General features: G+C 54.3%; 18 protein-coding genes. 11 read left to right on the top strand and 7 right to left on the bottom strand.

Annotated features, from left to right (window positions below):
• Nucleotides 1–41: 41 nt before the first annotated feature.
• The 4 genes from ehuC (at nucleotide 42) to ACZ5FM_RS24435 (ending at nucleotide 4,460) form a co-directional block, all read left to right on the top strand.
• Entirely contained in the window at nucleotides 42–713 is a 672-nt protein-coding gene (gene ehuC, locus ACZ5FM_RS24450) for an ectoine/hydroxyectoine ABC transporter permease subunit EhuC (RefSeq protein WP_464041530.1), read from the top strand.
• A 3-nt stretch (nucleotides 714–716) separates the two neighbouring features.
• Entirely contained in the window at nucleotides 717–1,409 is a 693-nt protein-coding gene (gene ehuD / locus ACZ5FM_RS24445) for an ectoine/hydroxyectoine ABC transporter permease subunit EhuD (protein ID WP_192490135.1), read from the top strand.
• Nucleotides 1,406–2,179 (top strand): ectoine/hydroxyectoine ABC transporter ATP-binding protein EhuA, encoded by a 774-nt coding sequence (ehuA, locus tag ACZ5FM_RS24440; RefSeq protein WP_464041529.1) that lies wholly within the window; start codon nucleotides 1,406–1,408, stop codon nucleotides 2,177–2,179. The genes ehuD and ehuA overlap by 4 nt, the downstream gene beginning before the upstream one ends.
• 118 nt (nucleotides 2,180–2,297) lie before the next feature.
• Nucleotides 2,298–4,460 carry a mechanosensitive ion channel domain-containing protein gene (locus tag ACZ5FM_RS24435; protein WP_464041528.1) on the top strand — a complete coding sequence of 721 codons (2,163 nt, stop codon included), beginning with the start codon at nucleotides 2,298–2,300 and terminating at the stop codon, nucleotides 4,458–4,460.
• Between the two features lie 169 nt (nucleotides 4,461–4,629).
• Here the strand turns inward: ACZ5FM_RS24435 and ACZ5FM_RS24430 are convergent, their stop codons facing one another.
• The 5 genes from ACZ5FM_RS24430 to ACZ5FM_RS24410 form a co-directional block, all read right to left on the bottom strand.
• Nucleotides 4,630–5,340 carry a ribonuclease activity regulator RraA gene (locus ACZ5FM_RS24430; RefSeq protein ID WP_464041527.1) on the bottom strand — a complete coding sequence of 237 codons (711 nt, stop codon included), beginning with the start codon at nucleotides 5,338–5,340 and terminating at the stop codon, nucleotides 4,630–4,632.
• A gap of 27 nt (nucleotides 5,341–5,367) precedes the next feature.
• Nucleotides 5,368–7,104: an L-arabinonate dehydratase gene (gene araD / locus ACZ5FM_RS24425; protein ID WP_464041526.1), complete on the bottom strand. Its 1,737-nt coding sequence runs from the start codon at nucleotides 7,102–7,104 to the stop codon at nucleotides 5,368–5,370.
• A 48-nt stretch (nucleotides 7,105–7,152) separates the two neighbouring features.
• Nucleotides 7,153–8,652 carry a tripartite tricarboxylate transporter permease gene (locus ACZ5FM_RS24420; protein ID WP_192490131.1) on the bottom strand — a complete coding sequence of 500 codons (1,500 nt, stop codon included), beginning with the start codon at nucleotides 8,650–8,652 and terminating at the stop codon, nucleotides 7,153–7,155.
• A gap of 38 nt (nucleotides 8,653–8,690) precedes the next feature.
• Nucleotides 8,691–9,170, bottom strand: a complete 480-nt coding sequence (locus ACZ5FM_RS24415; RefSeq protein ID WP_250984672.1) for a tripartite tricarboxylate transporter TctB family protein — start codon at nucleotides 9,168–9,170, stop codon at nucleotides 8,691–8,693.
• A 67-nt stretch (nucleotides 9,171–9,237) separates the two neighbouring features.
• On the bottom strand, nucleotides 9,238–10,221 hold the full coding sequence (locus tag ACZ5FM_RS24410; RefSeq protein ID WP_464041525.1) for a Bug family tripartite tricarboxylate transporter substrate binding protein: 984 nt from the start codon (nucleotides 10,219–10,221) through the stop codon (nucleotides 9,238–9,240).
• Nucleotides 10,222–10,458: 237 nt separating this feature from the next.
• On the opposite strand from ACZ5FM_RS24410, the gene ACZ5FM_RS24405 reads away from it, so the two are divergent.
• Entirely contained in the window at nucleotides 10,459–11,484 is a 1,026-nt protein-coding gene (locus ACZ5FM_RS24405; protein WP_275643480.1) for a LacI family DNA-binding transcriptional regulator, read from the top strand.
• Between the two features lie 10 nt (nucleotides 11,485–11,494).
• On the opposite strand, the gene ACZ5FM_RS24400 is transcribed toward ACZ5FM_RS24405, so the two are convergent.
• Nucleotides 11,495–12,667, bottom strand: a complete 1,173-nt coding sequence (locus ACZ5FM_RS24400; RefSeq protein WP_275643479.1) for an L-talarate/galactarate dehydratase — start codon at nucleotides 12,665–12,667, stop codon at nucleotides 11,495–11,497.
• 114 nt (nucleotides 12,668–12,781) lie between these two features.
• Here ACZ5FM_RS24400 and ACZ5FM_RS24395 point away from each other — a divergent pair, with 114 nt between their 5' ends.
• Nucleotides 12,782–13,672 carry a LysR family transcriptional regulator gene (locus ACZ5FM_RS24395; RefSeq protein WP_464041524.1) on the top strand — a complete coding sequence of 297 codons (891 nt, stop codon included), beginning with the start codon at nucleotides 12,782–12,784 and terminating at the stop codon, nucleotides 13,670–13,672.
• A 570-nt stretch (nucleotides 13,673–14,242) separates the two neighbouring features.
• Here ACZ5FM_RS24395 and ACZ5FM_RS24390 read toward each other — a convergent pair.
• Nucleotides 14,243–15,169, bottom strand: a complete 927-nt coding sequence (locus ACZ5FM_RS24390) for a LysR family transcriptional regulator (RefSeq protein ID WP_259149099.1) — start codon at nucleotides 15,167–15,169, stop codon at nucleotides 14,243–14,245.
• A 113-nt stretch (nucleotides 15,170–15,282) separates the two neighbouring features.
• Between ACZ5FM_RS24390 and ACZ5FM_RS24385 the strand changes: the two genes are divergently transcribed.
• From ACZ5FM_RS24385 to acnA, 5 genes are all read left to right on the top strand, one after another.
• Nucleotides 15,283–16,365 (top strand): 4-oxalomesaconate tautomerase, encoded by a 1,083-nt coding sequence (locus ACZ5FM_RS24385; protein ID WP_259149098.1) that lies wholly within the window; start codon nucleotides 15,283–15,285, stop codon nucleotides 16,363–16,365.
• A 46-nt stretch (nucleotides 16,366–16,411) separates the two neighbouring features.
• Entirely contained in the window at nucleotides 16,412–17,413 is a 1,002-nt protein-coding gene (locus tag ACZ5FM_RS24380) for an ABC transporter substrate-binding protein (protein WP_464041523.1), read from the top strand.
• Nucleotides 17,414–17,425: 12 nt separating this feature from the next.
• Nucleotides 17,426–18,256: an ABC transporter ATP-binding protein gene (locus ACZ5FM_RS24375; protein ID WP_464041522.1), complete on the top strand. Its 831-nt coding sequence runs from the start codon at nucleotides 17,426–17,428 to the stop codon at nucleotides 18,254–18,256.
• Nucleotides 18,240–19,013, top strand: a complete 774-nt coding sequence (locus tag ACZ5FM_RS24370) for an ABC transporter permease (RefSeq protein ID WP_464041521.1) — start codon at nucleotides 18,240–18,242, stop codon at nucleotides 19,011–19,013. Before ACZ5FM_RS24375 ends, ACZ5FM_RS24370 begins: the two co-directional genes overlap by 17 nt.
• A gap of 109 nt (nucleotides 19,014–19,122) precedes the next feature.
• A complete protein-coding gene (acnA, locus tag ACZ5FM_RS24365) occupies nucleotides 19,123–21,816 on the top strand; it encodes an aconitate hydratase AcnA (protein ID WP_464041520.1) in 2,694 nt (897 codons plus the stop codon).
• Nucleotides 21,817–21,989: the final 173 nt, after the last annotated feature.

The following is a 21,989-nucleotide window of genomic DNA, read 5'->3' as shown; positions in this document are numbered from 1 at the left end:
CAACTTCCGGGGCCAAAAAATCTTAGTCTAAGGATCATTCGATGCATTGGACCGAATATTTCGGACCGCTTCTCGAGGGAGCCTGGGTTACAATTCAGTTGACAGTTTATTCCACCGTGCTGGGTGCAATCCTCGCATTTCTGGCGGGAATCGGAAAACTGAGCAGGTTTGTGACCGTCAGGGTTTTATCTCTTGCCTATATCGAGATATTTCGCGGCACCTCGCTCTTGGTGCAATTGTTCTGGCTATATTTCGCGCTGCCGCTTGCAGGTATGGCAATCGGAATTGATTTGCGCCTGCCCCCGATACTCGCTGGTGTTCTGGCGCTCGGTTTGAACATAGGCGCCTACGGCGCCGAAGTCGTGCGTGGTGCTATCGTGGCCGTGCACCGGGATCAGCGTGAAGCTGCGCGAGCGCTCAATTTTACGCCGCGCCAGACATTGTTGACAGTCATTATACCCCAGGCGCTGCCGGAAATGATGCCTTCCTTCGGAAATCTCGCAGTGCAAAACCTAAAAGACACAGCACTGGTTTCGCTGATAAGCCTCGGCGACTTGGCTTTTCGCGCCGAACAGATCCGTAATTTCACTCAGGACAGCACGACGATCTACACAATGCTTTTGTTTGCCTATTTCGGGATGGCCCTGGTCCTCACGGCGATCATGCGCAGTGTGGAACTCTATGTGAGCCGCTGGCGCACAGGAAGGAGCTGATCGATGCTCTTCGGTTATGAATGGGACCTGTCCAGTCCCTCTGCGTTTGCGGCTTCGATCCTGCCGATCTTGCTCAATGGCCTTGTGGTCACAATCCAGGCAGCTGTGTTAGGTTTTGTCGTAGCACTGGTGCTTGGTCTGGTGTGGGCAGTTCTCAAGAATGCACCGTCGCGTTTCATCTCGTGGCCCGCCAAGGCGGTTACCGAGTTCATACGCGACACGCCATTGCTCGTGCAGTTGTTCTTTCTCTACTATGTGCTGCCGGAACACGGAATTGTTCTGCCGGCATTCATGACCGGTGCCCTGGCCCTTGGCATTCAGTACAGTGCCTATACGGCCGAGGTCTATCGCGCTGGTCTGGAAGCTGTTGGCAGGGACCAGCGCGAAGCGGCGCGTGCGCTTAATCTGAGTTCCCGACGCACGTTCAGCCACATCGTATTGCCGCAAGCGGTGCCGCGCATCATTCCGGCCATGGGAAACTATCTCGTTTCCATCATGAAGGACGTTCCCGTCCTCTCGGTAGTAACCGTTCTGGAAATGTTGAACGTCGCCAAAATAGTTGGAGATCGCACGTTCGACTACCTTATCCCACTGTCGATGGTCGGCCTCATTTATCTCATCATGACCATCATTGCGTCTGCCGGGGTTCGCCTTGTCGACGCCTCGCTACCCACTCGAGGAATTCCCCTGAAATGACTGATACAATCGTAAAGTTCGACAAGGTGGTAAAACGCTTCGGTGACCTCACCGTCCTCAACAAATTGGACTTTAACGTCCGCAAGGGTGAGAAAGTCTCCATCATCGGCCCTTCGGGCTCGGGCAAATCCACTGTCCTGCGAATTCTCATGACATTGGAAGGTATCAATGAGGGAAGCGTCACCGTGGATGGCGAACCTCTGTGGCACGAACGAAATGCCAGTGGCGAACTGATCACGGCAAGCGAGGCGCACCTTCGCAAAATGCGCAGCAAACTTGGTATGGTGTTTCAGCACTTTAATCTGTTTCCCCACATGACGGTGCTGCGGAACATAACGGAGGCCCCAGTCCAGGTTCTCGGATTATCAAAAGCTGACGCCCGGTTGCGCGCAGAGGAATTGCTGGAACTTGTAGGCCTTTCTGATCAATCCAACAAATACCCCAGCCAGCTTTCGGGAGGACAAAAGCAGCGCGTGGGAATTGCCCGCGCGCTCGCCATGCGGCCCAGCATATTACTGTTTGACGAACCAACGTCAGCGCTCGACCCGGAACTTGTCGGTGAAGTTTTAAATGTAATTGGCAAGCTTGCCGATGAACATGATCTCACAATGCTGCTGGTAACTCACGAAATGCGCTTTGCGCGGGAAATCTCCGACCGCGTGTGTTTTTTCGACCGCGGGAGAATTCGAGAAGAAGGTGCACCTGAAGATATCTTCACCGATCCAACCGAAGAGCGGACAAGAGAGTTTCTCCAGGCTGTGTTGAACTAGGTTCGGCAACCCTGCCCGGCACGACACTCATCTTGTCAGCAGCGGCAGTCATGCTGTCCGGTCCGCGGCCAGCGACAATTCGAACCTTTTTATTTCAGCCCAGACTTCGAAAGCCAGCATGCGTGCATGTAATATCGTTGCCAGTTTCATTCTCTTTCTATCGATGATCCTGCTATCCGCCCCATCATTCGCCCAAAACGGACGCGAAGCCGTTTCAAAGCAGGCCAGCAGTGTCGATGACCTGATCCGTATCCTCGAGAACGAAGAAGCGCGTCACGCACTGTTGAGCCGCCTGAAAAGTGAAGCTGCAGCCCAAGCCTCGACCACATCAGATCCCGGTGAGACCACGATTGCTCGCCAGATTGCAGAACAAACAAAAGCGGCGGCAGAGCATATCGTCGCTGGAGGAGAGGCCGTTTGGGATGGTGTCTCCAGCATAGCGACAATTATCTCCGAACCAGACAGCATGAATTATCGCGCTCTTCAGGCGTTTGTTCTCAACGTCCTTCTGGTCGGGGCAGCGCTGTTTGCGTCTTATCTCGTGTTGCGCATGACAACTCATTTTCTACAGCACCGTTTTGCAAGCCGAGCCGATGGCAGACACTGGTCTTTGCGCGTGCTTTTCACGGCAGTATCAACGCTCATCGACATTATGGCTATCGCTTTGTCTTGGGGTGCAGGCTACATTATTGCCCTTCAGGTGGTTGGCGGCGGCACGGGCCGAATGGACATCAACCAGACACTGCTTCTCAATGCATTTCTCATGGTAGAACTGCTGAAGGTCGCCATGCGGACGATGCTGCAGCCGCGGTTTCCAGCTCTTCGCCTGCCTCCTGTATGCGATACGACTGCAGCCTATTGGTATTTCTGGCTGGCGCGAATAATCTCGCTCGTTGGCTATACGTTCTTGTTCGTGGCACCCGTTATCGCCTCGCTTGCCTCTGACACGGCAGCGCAAGTGGTTCGCGTCGTGGTAATGCTCACAGTTTTGCTCATCGCTGTGATCATTATTTTACAAAACCGTGACCGGGTGAAACAAACACTCTCTGCGAGAGCGGCAAGCGGTCGGGTCGACTTCATCAGTCGTAGCGGAGCTTTTTTGGCCGGCATATGGCACCTTCTTGCAATCGCTTATGTCGTCTCGGCTCTTATCGTTTGGCTCGTCAATCCGGCAATCGCGCTGCCCTTCATGGTGGCAGCAACGGTTAAATCGATCCTTGCATTCATTTTTGGGGGCTTGGTGATCGCGTTCGTGGCGCGCTTTGCAAATGCTGGCCTTCGACTGCCGGACGACGTACGGCTTCGTCTGCCAATGCTTCAGGCGAGGCTACAAGCCTTCGTTCCGCTGATGATGCAGATCGTCCGCTCTCTGGTGTCGGCCGGGGTTCTGATCGCGGTGGCTCAGTCCTGGGGATTGATCGATTTTCTAGGCTGGTTGGCATCGGAGACCGGCCAACGCTTCACAACATCAACCATTGCAGCACTGGTCATCCTTTTGCTTGGCTTTCTAGCCTATTTGGCTATGTCATCATGGATCGAATACCGGCTCAATCCCGAATTTGGTTCGATACCGACAAGTCGCGAGAAGACGCTACTTTCCCTGTTTCGTAACGCCTTCAACATTGCACTTGTGATCCTGGTGACAATGCTTGCACTGGCACAAATTGGTGTGAACATCGCACCACTCTTGGCGGGCGCTGGCGTACTTGGTCTTGCGATTGGTTTCGGTGCACAGAAGCTCGTGCAGGACATAATTACTGGCGTCTTCATTCAACTTGAAAATGTCATGAACGAGGGCGATATCGTCAGCCTTGGTAACGTGACCGGCGCCGTGGAGAAGCTTACCATTCGCTCCGTTTCCATACGTTCACTGGATGGCACACTTCACCTCATTCCATTTTCCTCGGTCGACACTGTCTCCAATCTCATGAAGGATTTTGGCTATCATGTTGCGGAAATCCGTGTGGGGCTCAGGGAAGACATTGGCGCCGTCAAAAGTGCCATGCAGGAGGCCTTTGATTTGCTGATGCAGACGGAGTGGAAAGACAAGGTGATTGACGACCTGGAAATGCACGGCATCACCGCTTTCGGCGACAGCTTCATAACGGTCAGAGCACGCATCAAGACGTTGGCTGGCAGTCATTGGGGAACTGGGCGAGCCTACAACGAAATCATCAAGCAGGTTTTCGATCAGCGCGGCATCAACATCCCGTTCCCTCACATTTCCCTCGCCGTTGACGCCAGCGGTTCGGGCTACCTACCAAGTACCAACATTTTATAAGACTTCTATCACGGTCAGGACCTGGCACGACCAGGCCGGGTCGTCTGCGTCGGCAGCACTTGTTAGGGACAACACAACTTCGTTGCGCCCAGTAAGTCACGCCCACGTGTTGTCCGTTCTTTGCGAGCAGTCAGAGACCAGCTCAGCCTTTGGACGTAATGGCGGCGTTTCACCTGCCATTTATTCGTCGCCATTCAGCAAACAGGGCCAGGCTGCTTTCATCCGTTGCCGGATAAAGACCGATAATTGTGTGGCCTGCCTTGACCCGTTCCGTGACGAAATCCTCATAGGCCGTCATCTCGACGGCCTCATCAGCAATTTCATCGGCGATCTCCTTGGGGATGACGATAACGCTGTCGTCATCACCCACCATGATATCCCCTGGAAAAACGGCCACGTCACCGCAGCCGATCGGCACGTTGATATCAATTGCCTCATGCAGCGTCAGATTGGTCGGGCTGGATGGCCGGTTGTGATAGGCCGGGATGTCCAGTTCCCCAATCGTCATTGCATCGCGAAAGCCGCCATCTGTAACCACACCTGCCCCGCCGCGCACCATCAACCTTGTAATCAGAATATCACCAGCCGAAGCCGCCCGCGGGTCTTTGCGGCTGTCCATGACCAGTACTGAGCCTTCCGGGCAGGTCTCGATGGCATGGCGTTGTGGATGTTTCGGGTCGCGAAACACGGACATCGGATTACGATCTTCACGCGCTGGCATATAGCGAAGCGTAAATGCCGGGCCGACCATGTTGCGGCCCTTCGGTCGCACCGGCCGCACATCCTGGATAGTCTGGTTTTTCAGACCGCGCTTGTAAAGCGCCGAGCAAAGCGTTGCAACGGATACGCCCATCAGTTTCTCACGGGTATCGGGGTTCATATTATCCTCGTTCCTAATACGTGTTGCTCAATTGATGGCGGGCTCGGACACTTTCGCGCCGAACTCGGTTTTCAGAAAATCGAAATCACAACCCTTGTCTGCCTGCTCGATGTGCTTGGTGAACATAAAGCCGTAACCGCGTTCATACCGTGGCTCAGGCGCGGCCCACGCGGCGCGGCGCGCCTCAAGCTCCGCTTCTGGGACGAGCATGTTGAGACTGCGAGCGGGAATGTCGAGTTCGACCATGTCGCCGCTTTTCAACAGCGCCAGAGGACCGCCAACAAATGCTTCAGGTGAGGCATGCAACACGCAGGCGCCAAAACTCGTGCCGGACATGCGGGCATCCGAAATGCGTACCATGTCTCTCAGACCGAGTTTCAGCAGCGCCTTAGGCATGGGTATCATTCCCCATTCCGGCATTCCCGGGCCACCCTGCGGTCCGGCATTGCGCAATACCAGCACAGTCTCAGGCGTCAACGGATAATCAGGATCATCGATGATAGCCTTCAGTTCGGGGTAGCTGTCGGCGACAAGTGCCGGCCCTTTGTGCCTGTGAAATTTAGGATCACAGGCGGCCGGCTTGATGACTGCACCATCCGGGCACAGATTGCCTTTTAACACGGCAAGCGAACCCTCATGATAAACAGGATTTGACAGCGGCCGGATGACATCCTCATTCCAGACTTTTACCGTATCCAGCCCTTCCACCATAGGCTTGCCCGTCACGCAGATGGCGCTCGGGTCTAGCTTGTCACCGAGTTGTTTCATCAGCGCGCGAAGGCCTCCAGCATAAAAAAAGTCTTCCATCAGATAGGTCGTACCGGATGGGCGGATGTTGGCGATGACAGGCGTTGTGCGACCGATACGATCAAGATCATCCAGTTCCAGCGGAACGCCGGCACGCCTGGCCATTGCAATCAGATGAATGATCGCATTTGTCGAACAGCCTGTTGCCATGGCGACCGTCACTGAGTTTTTCACGGCCGCTGGCGTAATTATTTTGTCCGGAGTGAGGTCTTCCCACACCATGTCGACAATGCGCCGTCCGCACGCGGCAGACATGCGTTGGTGGTTGGCGTCAGCAGCTGGAATAGACGAGGCTCCGGGAAGCGTAAGTCCCATAGCCTCGGCAATCGCGGTCATCGTTGATGCCGTGCCCATTGTCATGCAGTGGCCATAGCTTCGGGCAATACCACCTTCAATGCCCTGCCATTCCTCTTGGGAAATTGTTCCGGCGCGCCGCTCATCCCAATATTTGAAACCGTCCGTGCCAGAACCCAGTGCCTTGCCTGCATAGTTACCACGCAGCATCGGTCCTGCAGGCAGATAGATAAACGGAATGCCCATCGATACGGCGCCCATGACGAGACCTGGCGTGGTCTTGTCACAACCGCCCATCAACACGGCGCCGTCGACCGGATGTGAACGCAGCAATTCCTCTGTCTCCATCGCAAGCATGTTGCGATAAAGCATTGTCGTCGGTTTCACGAAATTCTCCGACAATGAGAGCGCTGGCAACTCCATCGGAAAACCTCCGGATTGCAGTACGCCGCGCTTGACCCAGTCAACGCGCTCGCGGAAATGCATGTGACAGGGCTGCGCATCCGACCACGTGTTGATGATCGCGATGATTGGTCGACCTTCCCAATCTTGCGGCGCGTAACCCATCTGCATGGTGCGCGATCGGTGTCCGAACGACCGTTGGTCGTCCGGTATCATCCAGCGCGCTGAGCGCAACTCATTGTAGGTTTTCCGGTCTGCCATTTCATACTCCCGTGCCACAGGGCACCCAAGCTGGATCGATAATATCCGTTATTCAGTGAATGCCTCATCCCGCTTGCGACTGATGCTCGGCGACAATACGAGAGCCAGTACGACAACGGCAAAGACCAGCAATGACAGACTAAGAGGGCTGCGTACGAAGATGGTCGGATCACCCTGGCTGATCAGCATGGCTCGCCGCAGATTTTCTTCCAGCATCGGCCCGAGGATAAAACCCAGAAGCAACGGTGCCGGTTCAAAGCGCATCTTGCTGAGTGCAAGACCGATAACGCTGAAGGCAGCCATGACAAAGACATCAAACACACTGTTGTTGATGCTGTAGGCGCCGATACAGCAGAAACCGATAATCGCCGGAAACAGCAAGTGATACGGCACCGTCAACATGCGCACCCAAAGCCCGATTAGCGGCAGGTTCAGGATGACGAGCATGAGATTGCCCGACCACATTGAGACAATCATGCCCCAGAACAGCGCCGGTTCATCCGAGATCACATTCGGTCCGGGTGTGATACCCTGAATGATCATCGCACCAACCATCAGCGCCATAACAGGGTTTCCGGGAATGCCAAGGGTAAGCATCGGAATAAACGATGTCTGCGCACCGGCATTATTTGCAGATTCAGGGGCAGCAACGCCTTCGATTGCGCCTTTGCCGAATTCGGCTTTGTTGGGAGAAATCCGTTTCTCCACCGCATAGGAAGCAAAGGACGCAAGCATCGCGCCACCACCTGGAAGAACGCCTAGAAAAGACCCCAGTGCGGTGCCGCGCAGAACCGGCGCGCAAATCCGCCGAAAATCATCCTTCGACAGCATCAGTCCTGTGACCCGTTTGACGCCGACCGAACGCTCCTGCTCATTTTCCAGATTGCGCAGGATCTCACAGATTCCAAAAATTCCCATGCTGACGGCCACGAAATTCAAGCCGTCATAAAGCTCCGGAACATTAAACACGTAGCGTGGCGTACCGCTTTCCACGTCAGTGCCGATGGTGCCGAGGACGAGACCAAACACGATCATGGCAAAGGCCTTCAGCAGTGAGCCGCTGGCAAGTGCAACAGAGGCGACAAGCCCCAGCACCATTAGCGAGAAATATTCTGCAGGCCCAAATTTGAGCGCAACGGATGCCAGTGGCGGCGCGGCTACAGCAAGCAGAATGGTCGCAACCGAACCGGCAAAAAATGAACCAAGGGCTGCGGTTGCCAACGCGGCTCCCGCACGGCCATTTCGTGCCATCTGATACCCGTCAATGGCGGTAACGACGGACGAACTTTCACCTGGAAGATTGATCAGAATTGCGGTTGTCGATCCGCCATATTGCGCGCCGTAAAATATGCCCGCCAACATGATAAGCGCAGATTCCGGCGGTAACCCGAAGGTAATCGGCAACAGCATTGCAATTGTGGCGGTCGGACCAAGGCCCGGCAGTACGCCGATCGCAGTCCCGAGAAGACAGCCGATAAAACCGTAAAACAAGTTCATCGGCATGAAGGCCGTTGAGGCACCGAGCCAGAGGTTAGAGAAGATGTCCATGTGTAATCCAATCCGGTTGCGCGGCTGGCTGGCAAACCTTAGAAAAAGTCACCGATGAAAGGAATCCAAGGCCCGAAGGCACTGACGGGAAGCGACAAGAGCTTCGTAAAAAGCAGAACAGAACAGGCAGAGAGAAACAAACCAAGTAAGATGGCATGACGCCAGTTCGCATAACGACTTGCCGTGGCAACCCCGACGATGAGCAGGAACATTGTGGCGGCAAGACCCAGTCTGGCCAATAGAAGTCCGAAGCCGATGGGCGCGAGAATGACCAGAAAATAGGCCATCCAGTTCCACGCTTCAGGCCCATCATCTTCCACCTCAACTATCAGTGACTGCACAATGATCAGAGTTCCAAGGGCCATCAGCAGCAGGCTCAGCATGGTTGGGAAATAGCCAGGCCCCATCTGGAAAGAGTTGCCTACCTGTAGATCCCGCCCGAACCAAATGAACAGGAGACCGGTACAAATCATCGTTACGCCGCCGACGAAGTCGCGGCCGTTTTTTATCTTCAGCATGGCATGATACTCGCGTGTGTAAAATGTACCGGCCGGAAATGCATTCAACTCCGGCCGGCAGATAACATCACTGCAGCGGCACGTTGGCAGCCTTGATAACCTCGGCCCATTTGGCCGTTTCACTGTCAATGAAGGCCTGGAATTCAGCCGACGTATTGCCGACAGGCGTTACGCCCATGGCTTTAAGTTTCTCCTGCATCGCCGGATCTGCAATGATCGCCTGAACTTCCTTACTCAGTTTTTCAACAATCTCAGGCGGAGTACCGGCGGGCGCAAACAGACCGTGCCATGAAGTTGCTTCAAATCCCGGAATAACGCTTGCCATTGTTGGCACATCTGGCAACAGGCTGGCTTTTTCCAGGCTTGTTACGGCGAGCGCTTTGACTTTTCCGGCCTTCACCTGCTGGGCGGCGGTCGGGATATTGTCAAACATCATGTCCACGTGACCGGCCACGACATCGAGAATGGCCTGGCTGCTGCCCTTGTATGGCACATGGGTGATTTTAAGATCGGCCTTGGTTGCCAGAAGCTCGCCAGCCAAGTGGATGGATGTACCAACCCCGGACGATGCATATGTATGCTTTCCCGGCTCGGATTTCAGGAAAGTGATCAATTCTTCAACGGAGTTGGCTTTGATCTTGTCTGGATTGACAACCAGAACGTTGGGCAGGCTCGCAATCAGCGAAATTGGCGCAAAGCCTTTTTCCTTGTCATAAGGCAAAGTTTTGTAGAGCGTCTGATTGATGGCGTTGGAGCTGACCGTGCCCATGCCAATCGTGTAGCCATCCGGCTTCGAACGGGCCAGATCACCAAGACCGATATTGCCACCGGCACCGGGCTTGTTTTCAACGATAAAACGTTGCCCCAGCCTCTTGTCCAGTTGCTCGGCAACCAGACGGCCAAAGGTATCTGTATTTCCGCCAGCTGCAAATGGAACGACAACCGTGACAGTCTTGGATGGATAGTCATCAGCTCGGCTCGACTGTGAGCTCGCTACAGCCAATATGGCGGTAGCGGCCGCCAACGTCATGAAACGTTTGAGGTTCATCATAAATTCCTCCTCTTTTCTGGCCTCCCGCCAGCGTTACCTAGCCACCCTTCGAAACCCTCCGACGAAGAAATGGAAGCGCTTTCATTATAAAATCAAAATCCTGAACTTCAACCAGCGAGCGTATTTTTTAAAGTATTTTGAATCAATGGATTAACACGCCAACTAGGAGATTTTTTATATTGTCACTTGATTATACATAAAATGAAAGCGTAAATCATTTTAATGGGGACTATTGCGATGACCGAACACGACAAGACCAAAAACAATGTTACAAATGGTCCAGTGACACTTGCCGACATCGCCAAGCTGGCAGGTGTGTCGCCAGTGACAGTTTCACGGGCTATCAACACGCCTAGCCTCGTTAAACCCCGGACGCTGGAAGCCATTGAGCGAGTGATCGCCAAGACCGGTTATGTGCCAAATCTTCTGGCCGGCGGTTTGGCATCCAGGCGGACCCGGCTGATCGCTGCCATTGTTCCCTCGGTTGCGAGTACAATCTTTGCCGAAACCATCGAAGGTCTGAATGCGGAACTCGTCTCCGCCGGCTATCAGCTGCTTCTTGGTCTTTCCGGTTATGATGCCAGCCGGGAACTGGAACTAACCCGTGCGATCCTGGCACGACGCCCCGACGGCATCATTCTGACCGGCATCACTCACCTTAAAGAGACCCGAGCCATGCTGACGGGGGCAGGCCTGCCCATTGTCGAAATCTGGGATTCCACGCCCTCGCCACTCGATACAGCGGTTGGTTTTTCTCATGCCGCGGTCGGCGTTCTGGTGGCTGAACATTTGCTGATCAAGGGGTATGACCGTTACGCACAGGTAGGCGCCAATGATCCTCGCGCTGTCCAGCGCCGTGACGGTTTTGTTGGACGCCTGAAGGGTATTGCTGATGTCGAATTGCCCGAACTCGAAATGAACTCGCCGTCCACTTTCCGTGATGGAAGAATGGCGATGGCTCAGCTTTTGGATCGTGGAGAAGGTACGCTCGGCGTGTTCTGCTCTTCAGATGTGGTCGCTCACGGCGCGTTGGCGGAAGCCCACGCGCGCGGATGCAGCATGCCGGACAAACTTGGAATAGTCGGCTTTGGTGATTTCGATTTCGCTCCCCACACACACCCGCCACTAACCACTGTTCGCATTGATCGCCGAGAGATCGGCACCAAGGCTGCCCGCTCAATCCTCAGAAAGATCGAAGGCGACAAAGACGTGGAAGCCATGATCAATGTAGACTTCCACATCGTTGCCCGAGGAACGGCCTGACGCATCTTGGTTACGGACGTTTGCCAAATTCAGCCGTTCCGCGCGTCCAATGCCCGGACTGCTCTGAAAGAGTAATGCCCAACCCCGGTCGGGTTGGAACGAGCATACGCCCCTGTTTAATCTCCAGCCGCTCATTAAATAGCGGATCAAGCCAATCGAAATGCTCTACCCAAGGTTCCAGCTCGTAGGCTGCTGCCAGATGCAAGTGAATTTCCATAGCGAAGTGCGGAGCAAGCTGCAGTTTCTTGGCTTCCGCCAGCGCGCAAATTTTCAGGAACTGGGTGATACCACCGACACGGGGTGCGTCCGGCTGGATAAAATCCACAGCGTTGTTTTGGATAAGCGCGATGTGCTCGAGAACGCTTGCCAGCATCTCGCCTGTTGCAATGGGCGTATCGAGCTGTGCTGCGAGGGCGGCATGGCCTTCCACGTCATAGGCATCGAGCGGCTCTTCGATCCAGGTTAGGAGATAGGGCTCCATAAGGCGGCCAAAACGCATCGCGCTTGGGCGATCCCATTGTTGGTTTGCATCAACCATCATCGCTGCCCGCCCACCAATGTGCTCATGCACTGCAGCAACGCGCTTCAGATCAGCACTCATATCGGGCTGACCAACCTTGATCTTGATGCCGCCGATACCTGACGCAATTGACATTTCAACGTTGTCAATAACCTCTTCGATCGGCGACGAAAGGAAGCCGCCTGACGTATTATAGCACTGCACGGAATCACGGTGCGCTCCCAGCAACTTCGCCAGAGGCAGTCCCGCACGTTTGGCTTTGAGATCCCACAAGGCCACATCAAAGGCCGCGATGGCTTGTACGGCAAGTCCGCTTCGGCCGACTGAGGCGCCTGCCCAGCAAAGCTTGTTCCACAATTTGCCAATATCATTGGGGTCCTCGCCGATCAGGACATGAGCGATTTCCTTGGCGTGCTCATATTGCCCAGGTCCGCCAGCTCGCTTTGAATAGCTGAAACCGATCCCGCTATAGCCTTGCTTCGTTTCGATTTCCGCAAACAGGAATGCTACTTCCGTCAGCGGCTTTTGTCTGCCTGTTAAAACCTTCGCGTCACTAAACGGTGTTTTCAACGGCAGGAAGATCGACGACAGCTTTATCCAGGCAATACTGTCCCCGGCCGACTGAAATCCTTGCTGACCTGTCTTTAAAGCATGCATATCCATCTAGCCGCCTCCCGATTTCGAGCTTCTGTAGAGCTGTCATGCTTGACTGATAACGCCCCAATCCATTTAAGTCCAAGTTGATTATTGTTGAATATCTATACCGGATTTGAATAGATGCTTGATTTAGGACAGGTCCGTTCATTCGTTATGGTGGCCTCTGAACTTAACTTCAGCCGTGCCGCCCGACGTCTGAACATCACACAGCCCCCGCTCAGTCGGCAGATCAAGTTGCTGGAGCAAACACTGGATGTTACACTTTTTGAAAGGAATAGCAGGCGTGTCGTCCTGACACCTGCAGGCCTGACATTTCTAGTCGAGGCCCAGAAACTCCTGGAAATCGGCAATGCCGCTGTCACGGTGACCAGAAGGGCTGCTCGCGGCAGCGCCGGATCTGTCAAGGTCGCATTTGTTGGTGCCGCCACTTACAGCTTCTTGCCGGGCTTCATCAGTCAGGCCCGCGCTCTTGCTCCCCAAATTGAACTCGAACTGGTGCAGATGGAAACCGCCGAACAGCTTCAGGCTATCAATGGCGGAGAAATTGATCTTGGCTTGTCTCGTCCACTAACCGGCTCGCACCACCTTGAAAGTCTTTGTGTCGCGCGCGAAACCATGATGCTGGCCATTCCCCGCACCCATCCACTAGCGGCCAATCGCCGCTCGCCACTGGATGCCCTCAACGGCGAGCCCTTCATCATGTTTTCGTCTGCAGCACGTTATCTGCACGACAAACTCGCTCGGCTAATGGCGGAAAACGGCGTCACACCGCGTATCGTGCAGAATATGACACATTCGCAGGCAATATTGTCACTGGTCAGCGCAGGTATCGGTCTGGCAATCGTACCCGTCGGCACCCAAAATGCTTGCTTCGATAATGTCGTTTTTCGTGCACTGGATCTGAAGCACGAGTGTATTGCCGAGCTTCATGCCATATGGAGCCCGGGCAATCGAAACGCACTGACGTGGGACATACGCGAGATTGCCAGCACGAGCACCGAATTGCGGTGACAAACAGTTGCTGAGACCTAGTGCCTCGAGTTGATGACAAGGCTACCACGCGACCTTGCAACAACTCCGCCAAGCCCTGTTTTACGACCAAAGGCATCGGGCTTGCGCGGCGCAATAGCTCTCAGACCTCTGTTCACAGAACGTCGAAACCTCGAATGACCACCCGCTCCCTATAACTGTCGTCGCCTTATGCGGACGAGAATCGTTCCCGCCTCGTCTTCCGCATGCCGCCGTCGATAGCTAAATGATCTCGGGCTGACTATTGCACTGTTGCCCAGGGCCTCGCGAGGCAGCGCAGTGCGCGCGAACGCAATTACGTCACACAAGCCGTCACGGTACGAGTGACGCTCCGATCCTTAGAACAATATCGCCTCTGGTGGTGAGCCTACAAGCGCCGTTCAACAGTTCGCCATCGGTCTTAGTGAACAAGTCAACCGACCCAGATCACTGTCCTCCTTGGTCAACGCGCGGTAGCATGTTCCGGCCAGTAATCCGACCATTCTGACACACGTTCTTTTTCTGGTTCCTAAACTGCACAGAAGGGCTCTCTTGCTTCGTGACTGGAACACCTCAAACGCGGGTCTGGGAATTGCCAGAGCCGTAGTTGCCCCATGCGCCCATCAGCATTTCCAGAAATCTTTCCGCCGCAGGCGATAGTCTTGCGCCGCGACGTCGGACCACGCCGATCATGCGCGAGATTTCAGGGTTGCCGATGGGACGAGTTACCAGGAATGGATGTTCACCTTGAGGCGTCGCCATTTGCGGCAGTACCGAAATTCCAAGTCCAGCTTCAACCAGTCCTAGCGATGTGGAAAGATGAGTGACTTCGTAAAACCAGCGCAACTTGATGTTTGATTTGGCAAGTGCCGCATCAAGTAGTGTTCTATTGCCACTTGAGCGATGCACAGTAATGAGCGGGTATGGCTCAAGTTCTGCCCAGCCAACCTGGCTCCTTTCCGCAAGGGGATGATCTTTGCGTGCTGCAAGGACAAAAGGATCTTCCGCAAGCCGATCAAACGTCAGATCCGGATCTGATGTGCCCATGATGTTTATGCCGAATTCGACCTCGCCACGGGAAACAGCCTGTAGGCCCTCCGTTGCAGGCAGGTCCAGAATGCGGAAACGTATGTTCGGATACTCCTGATTGAACTGTTTGATAACAGTCGGGAGGAAATAAAACGCGGCGGTCGGAAGGCAGGCGATCGTTACCAACCCACCGCGGTTAACCCCAACATCGCGGACAACGAACAGGGATCCGTCGAACTCCTCCAGCATTCTGCGCACCAGCGGAATGAGTTCTGCCCCCAACGCAGTGAGACTTACGTGCCGAGTGGTGCGCTCAAGCAAAGGCGCGCCAATTGCCATTTCCAATTTTTGTATTCGCCTGCTTAGCGCAGGCTGAGAAAGATTTAGCGTCTCGGCAGCACGATGAAAACTCTCCAGTTCGATAACACTCAGGAATGCCCTGAGATCAAGTATTTCACAATTAATGCTCATGGCGCATCAATACTCCGAATCTTCGCATTTCACATATCAATCAAATTACCACAAAGTGCAATAAATCCATTGATTGATACTCATTACACATGAGTGGAGGCGAAAGCACAAGCATGAATGATTTGATCTCTATCCCCTGTGTGTTGATGCGCGGCGGAACGTCGAAAGGTCCATTCTTTCTGGCTTCCGATCTTCCAGCTGACAAGAATGAACGCGATCAGATCTTGCTGTCCGTTATGGGATCAGGCCACCCGCTACAGATAGACGGCATTGGTGGCGGCAATCCCGTGACCAGCAAAGTGGCAATCATTGGCCCGTCCAGCATTCCGGGTGCAGATATAGACTATTTGTTTGCCCAGGTTCGCATCGATCAGCAAATGGTGGATACAGCGCCAAATTGCGGCAATATGCTCGCCGCTGTCGGGCCATTCGCTATCGAAGCCGGTTTGATGAAGCCCCAGGGTGCTACGACGGTTGTCCGTATTCATAACGTCAATACCGGAAAGCTCATTGAGGCAGAAGTTCCAACCCCCAATGACGAGGTATCCTATCTTGGTGATGCCAGCATTGATGGCGTACCTGGAAAGGCTGCCCCTATCGCCCTGACGTTTATGGATGCTGCGGGAGCGAGAACGGGCAAATTGTTCCCCACTGGCAAATCCCATGAGACGATTGAAGACGTCGCCGTAACCTGTATCGACTGTGCCATGCCAATGGTTTTGATGGAGGCTGAAGCTCTTGGCGTCAGCGGTTATGAAAGCGCTGCAGAGCTTAACAGTAACACTCCCCTGCTTGCCCGGCTGGAAGCTTTAAGACTGGAAGCAGGTAGGCGTATGGGCATGGGTGACGTCACCAATCAGGTCACCCCAAAACCTGTCCTGATTAGCAAGGCGGCAAAAGGCGGTGATCTCAATGTGCGGTATTTTATGCCACACGAGTGCCATCCGTCGCTCGCGACAACCGGCGCTGTTGGCATAGCCACGGCCAGCATCACCCCCGATACGATCGTCTCGAACCTGGTTGGCCTTCGCACACCAACCGTCGTTTTGTCGATTGAGCACCCAGATGGCCACCTCGATGTCAAGCTTCAGGAGCGCGACGGAAAGGTGACCGCTGGAATCCTTCGAACGGCACGCAGGCTCTTCGAAGGGCACGTCTTTGCAAAGCCTATCAAACAACTTGTTTGCGCGGCATAATTCTCGTGGTTGCCGGGAGGGCGCCACGTAAACCGGAGGAAAATCAATGCGTAAATTCATGCTCGCCCTAGCTGCAACTGTAGCGTTTGCCGGAACAGCCTTGGCTGAGCCGGTCCGCATCAGCGTAGGATCTTACAATCTTAACAATCTGCCATTTCCCGTAGCGCAGGGCTTGGGCCTTTACGAGAAGGAAGGGCTTGACGTTACCGTTGAAAACTTTGCGTCTGGTGGTTCCAAAACCCTGCAGGCTCTCGTGGCCGGTTCGACAGATATCGCTGTCGGCTTCTATGATCATACAATCCAAATGCAGTCACAGAACAAGGCAGTTGTCGGCTTTGTTGTGCTGGCCCGCAACTCCGGCCTCGTTCTGGCAGGTGGAAACAATTCGACATTCGACCCTGCAAAGCCTGAGACCATCAAAGGAGCGAAAGTCGGCATCACCTCACCGGGCTCCTCGTCGGATTTCTTCGTGAGATACTATTTGCAGCGCCACAATCTGTCGGCAAATGACGTTGCATTGATCGGCGTTGGCTCGGGATCCGCTGCCGTTGCCGCACTTGAGCAGGGTAAAATTGATCTCCTGGTCAACTATGACCCGGCTGCGACATTTATCGAAGCCAAAGGTGTTGGAAAAATCCTGATCGATGCGCGAAGCGACGATGGCGCCAAGGAAATTTATGGCGGCATTTATCCGACATCGGTCTTGTATGCCACGCAGGATTACATCGATGGCAATCCCGAGACCATTCAAAAAGTGACCAACGCCACTATCGCCGCACTGGAATGGATGAACGCGCATTCGGCTGAGGAAATCGTCGAAAAACTGCCTAAGGAATTCATCTCCGGCGACCGCGAGACCTACATCAAGGCTGTCCAGAACGCCAAGGCAATTTTCTCGACAGACGGAAAGTTCAACGAAGAGGATATCAAGACGCCACTCGCTGTACTGAAAAGCTTCAACGAGAAAGTGGCATCAACCGAAATAGACCTTTCGAAGACCTATACAAACAGCTTCGTCGGCAAAGCGCCGCACGCTGCTGCTAACTGACAGGAGGAGGCAATGTCATTGGCCGTAGTCAAACCCACGCCCCAGGATGGTGCAACAGACAGCAGGAAGGCGATGGTGTCTATTGACGCCGTCACCATGTCATTCGGCTCGTTCGTGGCTGTAGAAAATGTCAATCTGACGGTCGCGGATGGCGAGTTTCTTGCCATCGTTGGCCCAACCGGCTGTGGAAAGAGCACCATTCTCAATGCTATCGCCGGGCTTTTGAAGCCCTCGCATGGTGCCGTTTCAATCGATGGCAAGGCGGTCAACGGAGTGAACGATGACATCGGCTATCTGTTTCAGCAGGACGCTCTGCTGCCGTGGAAAACTGCGCTCGAAAACGTAGAGCTTGGCCCGATGTTCAAGGGCGTCTCAGCAGCGGAGCGCCGTACAAGCGCTCTTGCCTGGCTGGCGAAGGTTGGCCTCAAGGGTTTCGAGCATCGCTATCCGCATCAGCTTTCCGGCGGACAGCGTAAACGTGTCCAGATGGCGCAGGCCCTGATTACCGGTCCGAAAGTTATCCTGATGGATGAACCGTTTTCTGCGCTGGATATCCATACACGCCATCTCATGCAAAACGAGCTGTTGCGGCTCTGGCAGGAAGAGCGCCGTGCTGTCGTGATGATCACTCACGATCTTGAAGAGGCCATCGCGCTCGGCGACCGCGTTGTCGTGTTGGCGGCAGGCCCTCGCAGCCGTGTGATCGACAGCTTCCCTGTTGATCTGGACCGCCCGAGAGATGTGGCGGAAATCAAGCTCGATCCACGCTTCATGGATCTGTATCGCAACATTTGGGCGTCGCTGCGCGGCGAAGTGGAGAAAAGCTATGAACGCCACGACTGAACGTCTCATTCAGGTTGGACTGCTCGTTTTCATTCTCGGCGGCTGGCAGCTCGGCACCTCCCTGGGTTTCATCGATGTGTTCTTTTTCCCGGCTCCGGTTGACATACTCAACCAGGTTATAACGTGGATTACCGACACTGGCTTTTATCGCCATGTCACCATTACCCTTACCGAAACCGTACTCGGTTATCTGATCGGCACAGGCCTCGGAGTTGCCGCGGGTGTATGGCTCGGTCTGAGCCGCAGCGCATCACGCATTCTTGATCCATTCATCAAGGGCCTGAACGCTATTCCGCGTGTAGTGCTGGCGCCGATCTTCGTTCTTTGGTTGGGTCTTGGCCTTTGGTCGAAAGTCGCACTTGCCGTCACGCTGGTGTTCTTCGTCACCTTCTTCAACGCCATGCAAGGTGTTCGTGAAGTCAATCCGGTGGTGCTTTCCAACGCTCGTATTCTTGGCGCAAAGCGCTCGGACCTGCTGCGCCATGTATATTTCCCGGCTGCCGCCAGCTGGATCTTGTCCTCGCTGCGTACGTCGGTTGGTTTTGCCGTTGTTGGCGCAATCATCGGCGAATATCTTGGCTCCTCCGCTGGCCTTGGCTACCTCATTGCACAGGCAGAAGGCAATTTCGACGCAGTCGGTGTATTCGCAGGCATTCTGATCCTCGCCATCTTCGTGTTGATTATCGACAGCATCCTTGATGTCGTTGAGAAGCGCCTGATAAAATGGCGTCCAGGCGGGAACGAGCGGACAGCCTGAACATTTATCAACCACGATCAACAATCGGACGCGTTGTCAAAGAGACAGCGGGTCCGATTTTCCGCTACTATCGATCCGTTTACGCCCATCGACCTAAAGGCTGCAATACATGTCCAAATCTCTTGACAGTTTCCAATGTCGTTCCGTTCTTACCGTCGATGGTAAGGACTATGTTTATTACAGCCTGCCGAAAGCTGAAGCCAATGGCTTGAAGGGCGTTTCCAAGCTGCCTTATTCCATGAAGGTTCTTCTGGAGAATCTGCTGCGTTTCGAAGATGGTCGCTCGGTGACCAAGGCCGATATCGAAGCCGTTGCTGCATGGCTCGACAACAAGGGCGTCAAGGAAGCAGAAATTGCCTACCGCCCGGCCCGCGTGCTGATGCAGGACTTTACCGGTGTTCCAGCCGTGGTTGACCTTGCTGCAATGCGTGATGGTCTGAAGGCTCTGGGTGGTGATCCTGAAAAGATCAACCCGCTGGTTCCTGTCGACCTGGTTATCGATCACTCTGTTATTGTTGATGAATTCGGTACGCCGCAGGCTTTCGCCCGCAACGTGGATCTGGAATACCAGCGTAACGGTGAGCGTTACCGCTTCCTCAAATGGGGCCAGCAGGCGTTCAAGAACTTCCGTGTCGTTCCTCCGGGCACCGGCATCTGTCACCAAGTGAACCTCGAATATCTCGGTCAGACAGTCTGGACGAAGGAAGAAGACGGCGAAACCATTGCCTATCCTGATACCTGCGTTGGTACCGACAGTCACACGACCATGATCAACGGTCTTGGCGTTCTGGGTTGGGGCGTCGGTGGCATTGAAGCTGAAGCTGCAATGCTCGGTCAGCCAGTGTCCATGCTGTTGCCTGAGGTTATCGGCTTCAAGCTGACCGGCAAGGTAAAGGAAGGCGTGACAGCCACCGACCTCGTACTGACCGTTGTGCAGATGCTGCGTAAAAAGGGTGTTGTTTCCAAGTTCGTTGAGTTCTTCGGCCCCGGCCTTGACTCGATGACGCTGGCTGACCGTGCGACGATTGGTAACATGGGTCCGGAGTATGGCGCGACCTGTGGTTTCTTCCCTGTCGATAGTGAAACCGTCAATTACCTCAACATGTCCGGCCGTACGAAGGATCGTATTGCGCTGGTCGAAGCCTATTCCAAGGTGCAGGGCATGTGGCGCGACAATGATGGTTCGCAGCTTGTCTTCACCGACACGCTGGAACTGGATCTTGGTGACGTTGTGCCATCGATGGCTGGCCCAAAGCGTCCGGAAGGTCGTCTGCCACTGGAAACCATTGCGCCGAACTTCGCGACAGCTCTGGAAAACGACTACAAGAAACCCGGCCAGATTGACGCACGTTATGCGGTCGAAGGCACGGATTTCGATCTGGGTCATGGTGATGTGGCGATTGCCGCCATCACATCCTGCACCAACACATCCAACCCGTCGGTTCTGATCGCCGCCGGCCTTCTGGCTCGCAACGCCGTTGCCAAGGGCCTGAAGTCCAAGCCATGGGTCAAGACATCCCTGGCACCGGGATCGCAGGTGGTGGGTGAATATCTCGCCAAGTCCGGCTTGCAGAAGGAACTGGATGCGCTCGGCTTCAACCTGGTTGGTTTTGGTTGCACGACCTGCATCGGTAACTCCGGCCCGTTACCAGCGCCGATCTCCAAGACCATCAACGACAAGGGTCTGATTACCGCTGGCGTTCTGTCGGGCAACCGTAACTTCGAAGGCCGTATTTCTCCTGACGTGCAGGCCAACTACCTGGCTTCGCCGCCACTGGTTGTCGCTTACGCGCTGGCCGGTACGGTTCAGAAGGACCTGACCAAGGAGCCACTTGGAGAAGATCAGGACGGTAAGCCGGTTTACCTCAAAGATATCTGGCCAACCTCGGCAGAGGTGCAGCAGTTCATCCATAAGTATGTGACCAGAGAACTGTACGAAACCAAATATGCTGACGTGTTCAAGGGTGACGAAAACTGGCAGGCCGTTCAGGTTCCTGAAGGTCAAACCTATGCTTGGGACGACAAGTCCACCTATGTTCAGAACCCGCCATATTTCGTTGGTATGGGGAAAAAGGGCACGGGCGTCAAAAACATCAAGGGTGCTCGCGTTCTCGGCCTGTTCGGCGACAAGATCACCACCGACCATATTTCTCCGGCCGGTTCGATCAAGGCTGCTTCGCCAGCTGGCGCTTACCTGACTGAAAATGGCGTCGGTGTTGCCGACTTCAACCAGTACGGCACGCGCCGTGGCAACCATGAAGTGATGATGCGCGGCACGTTTGCCAACATCCGCATTCGCAACCACATGCTTGGACCGAACGGCAAGGAAGGTGGTTACACCATTCACTATCCATCCAAGGAAGAGATGTCGATTTACGATGCGGCCATGATGTACAAGGATGAAGGCGTTCCGCTGGTTATCTTTGCAGGCGTAGAATACGGCAACGGTTCGTCCCGTGACTGGGCCGCTAAGGGTACCAACCTTCTTGGTGTGAAGGCTGTGATTGCGCAGTCGTTCGAGCGTATTCACCGCTCCAATCTGGTTGGCATGGGCGTTGTTCCATTCACCTTCCAGGAAGGCACCACATGGGCAAGCCTTGGCCTCAAGGGTGATGAAATCGTCGAGATCGATGGTCTCGAAGGCGAGATCAAGCCACGTGAAACCAAGATCGCCAAGATCACTTACGGCGACGGCACGGTGAAGGAAATTCCTCTGCTTTGCCGCATCGATACGCTGGATGAAGTCACTTACATGGACAATGGCGGTATTCTCCAGACCGTTCTTCGCGATCTGGCTGCCTGATAATACTCAGGGCAACAAGAAACGCCGGGAGAAATCCCGGCGTTTTGTGCGTTGGGGGCAATTGTCAAATGTGGTTCGCTCACTTACAAATTTTGACAAGCATGAAATGTGATCGACGTTTGAATTCTCACTGTCGTCATAACAATGTTCTCCAACTTCTGTTCAATACATCC

The sequence above is a fragment of the Agrobacterium sp. 5Ca50 genome, from assembly GCF_055381905.1.
The sequence above is the reverse complement of the archived record's forward strand: the minus strand, read 5'-3'. Positions and strand labels throughout refer to the sequence as shown.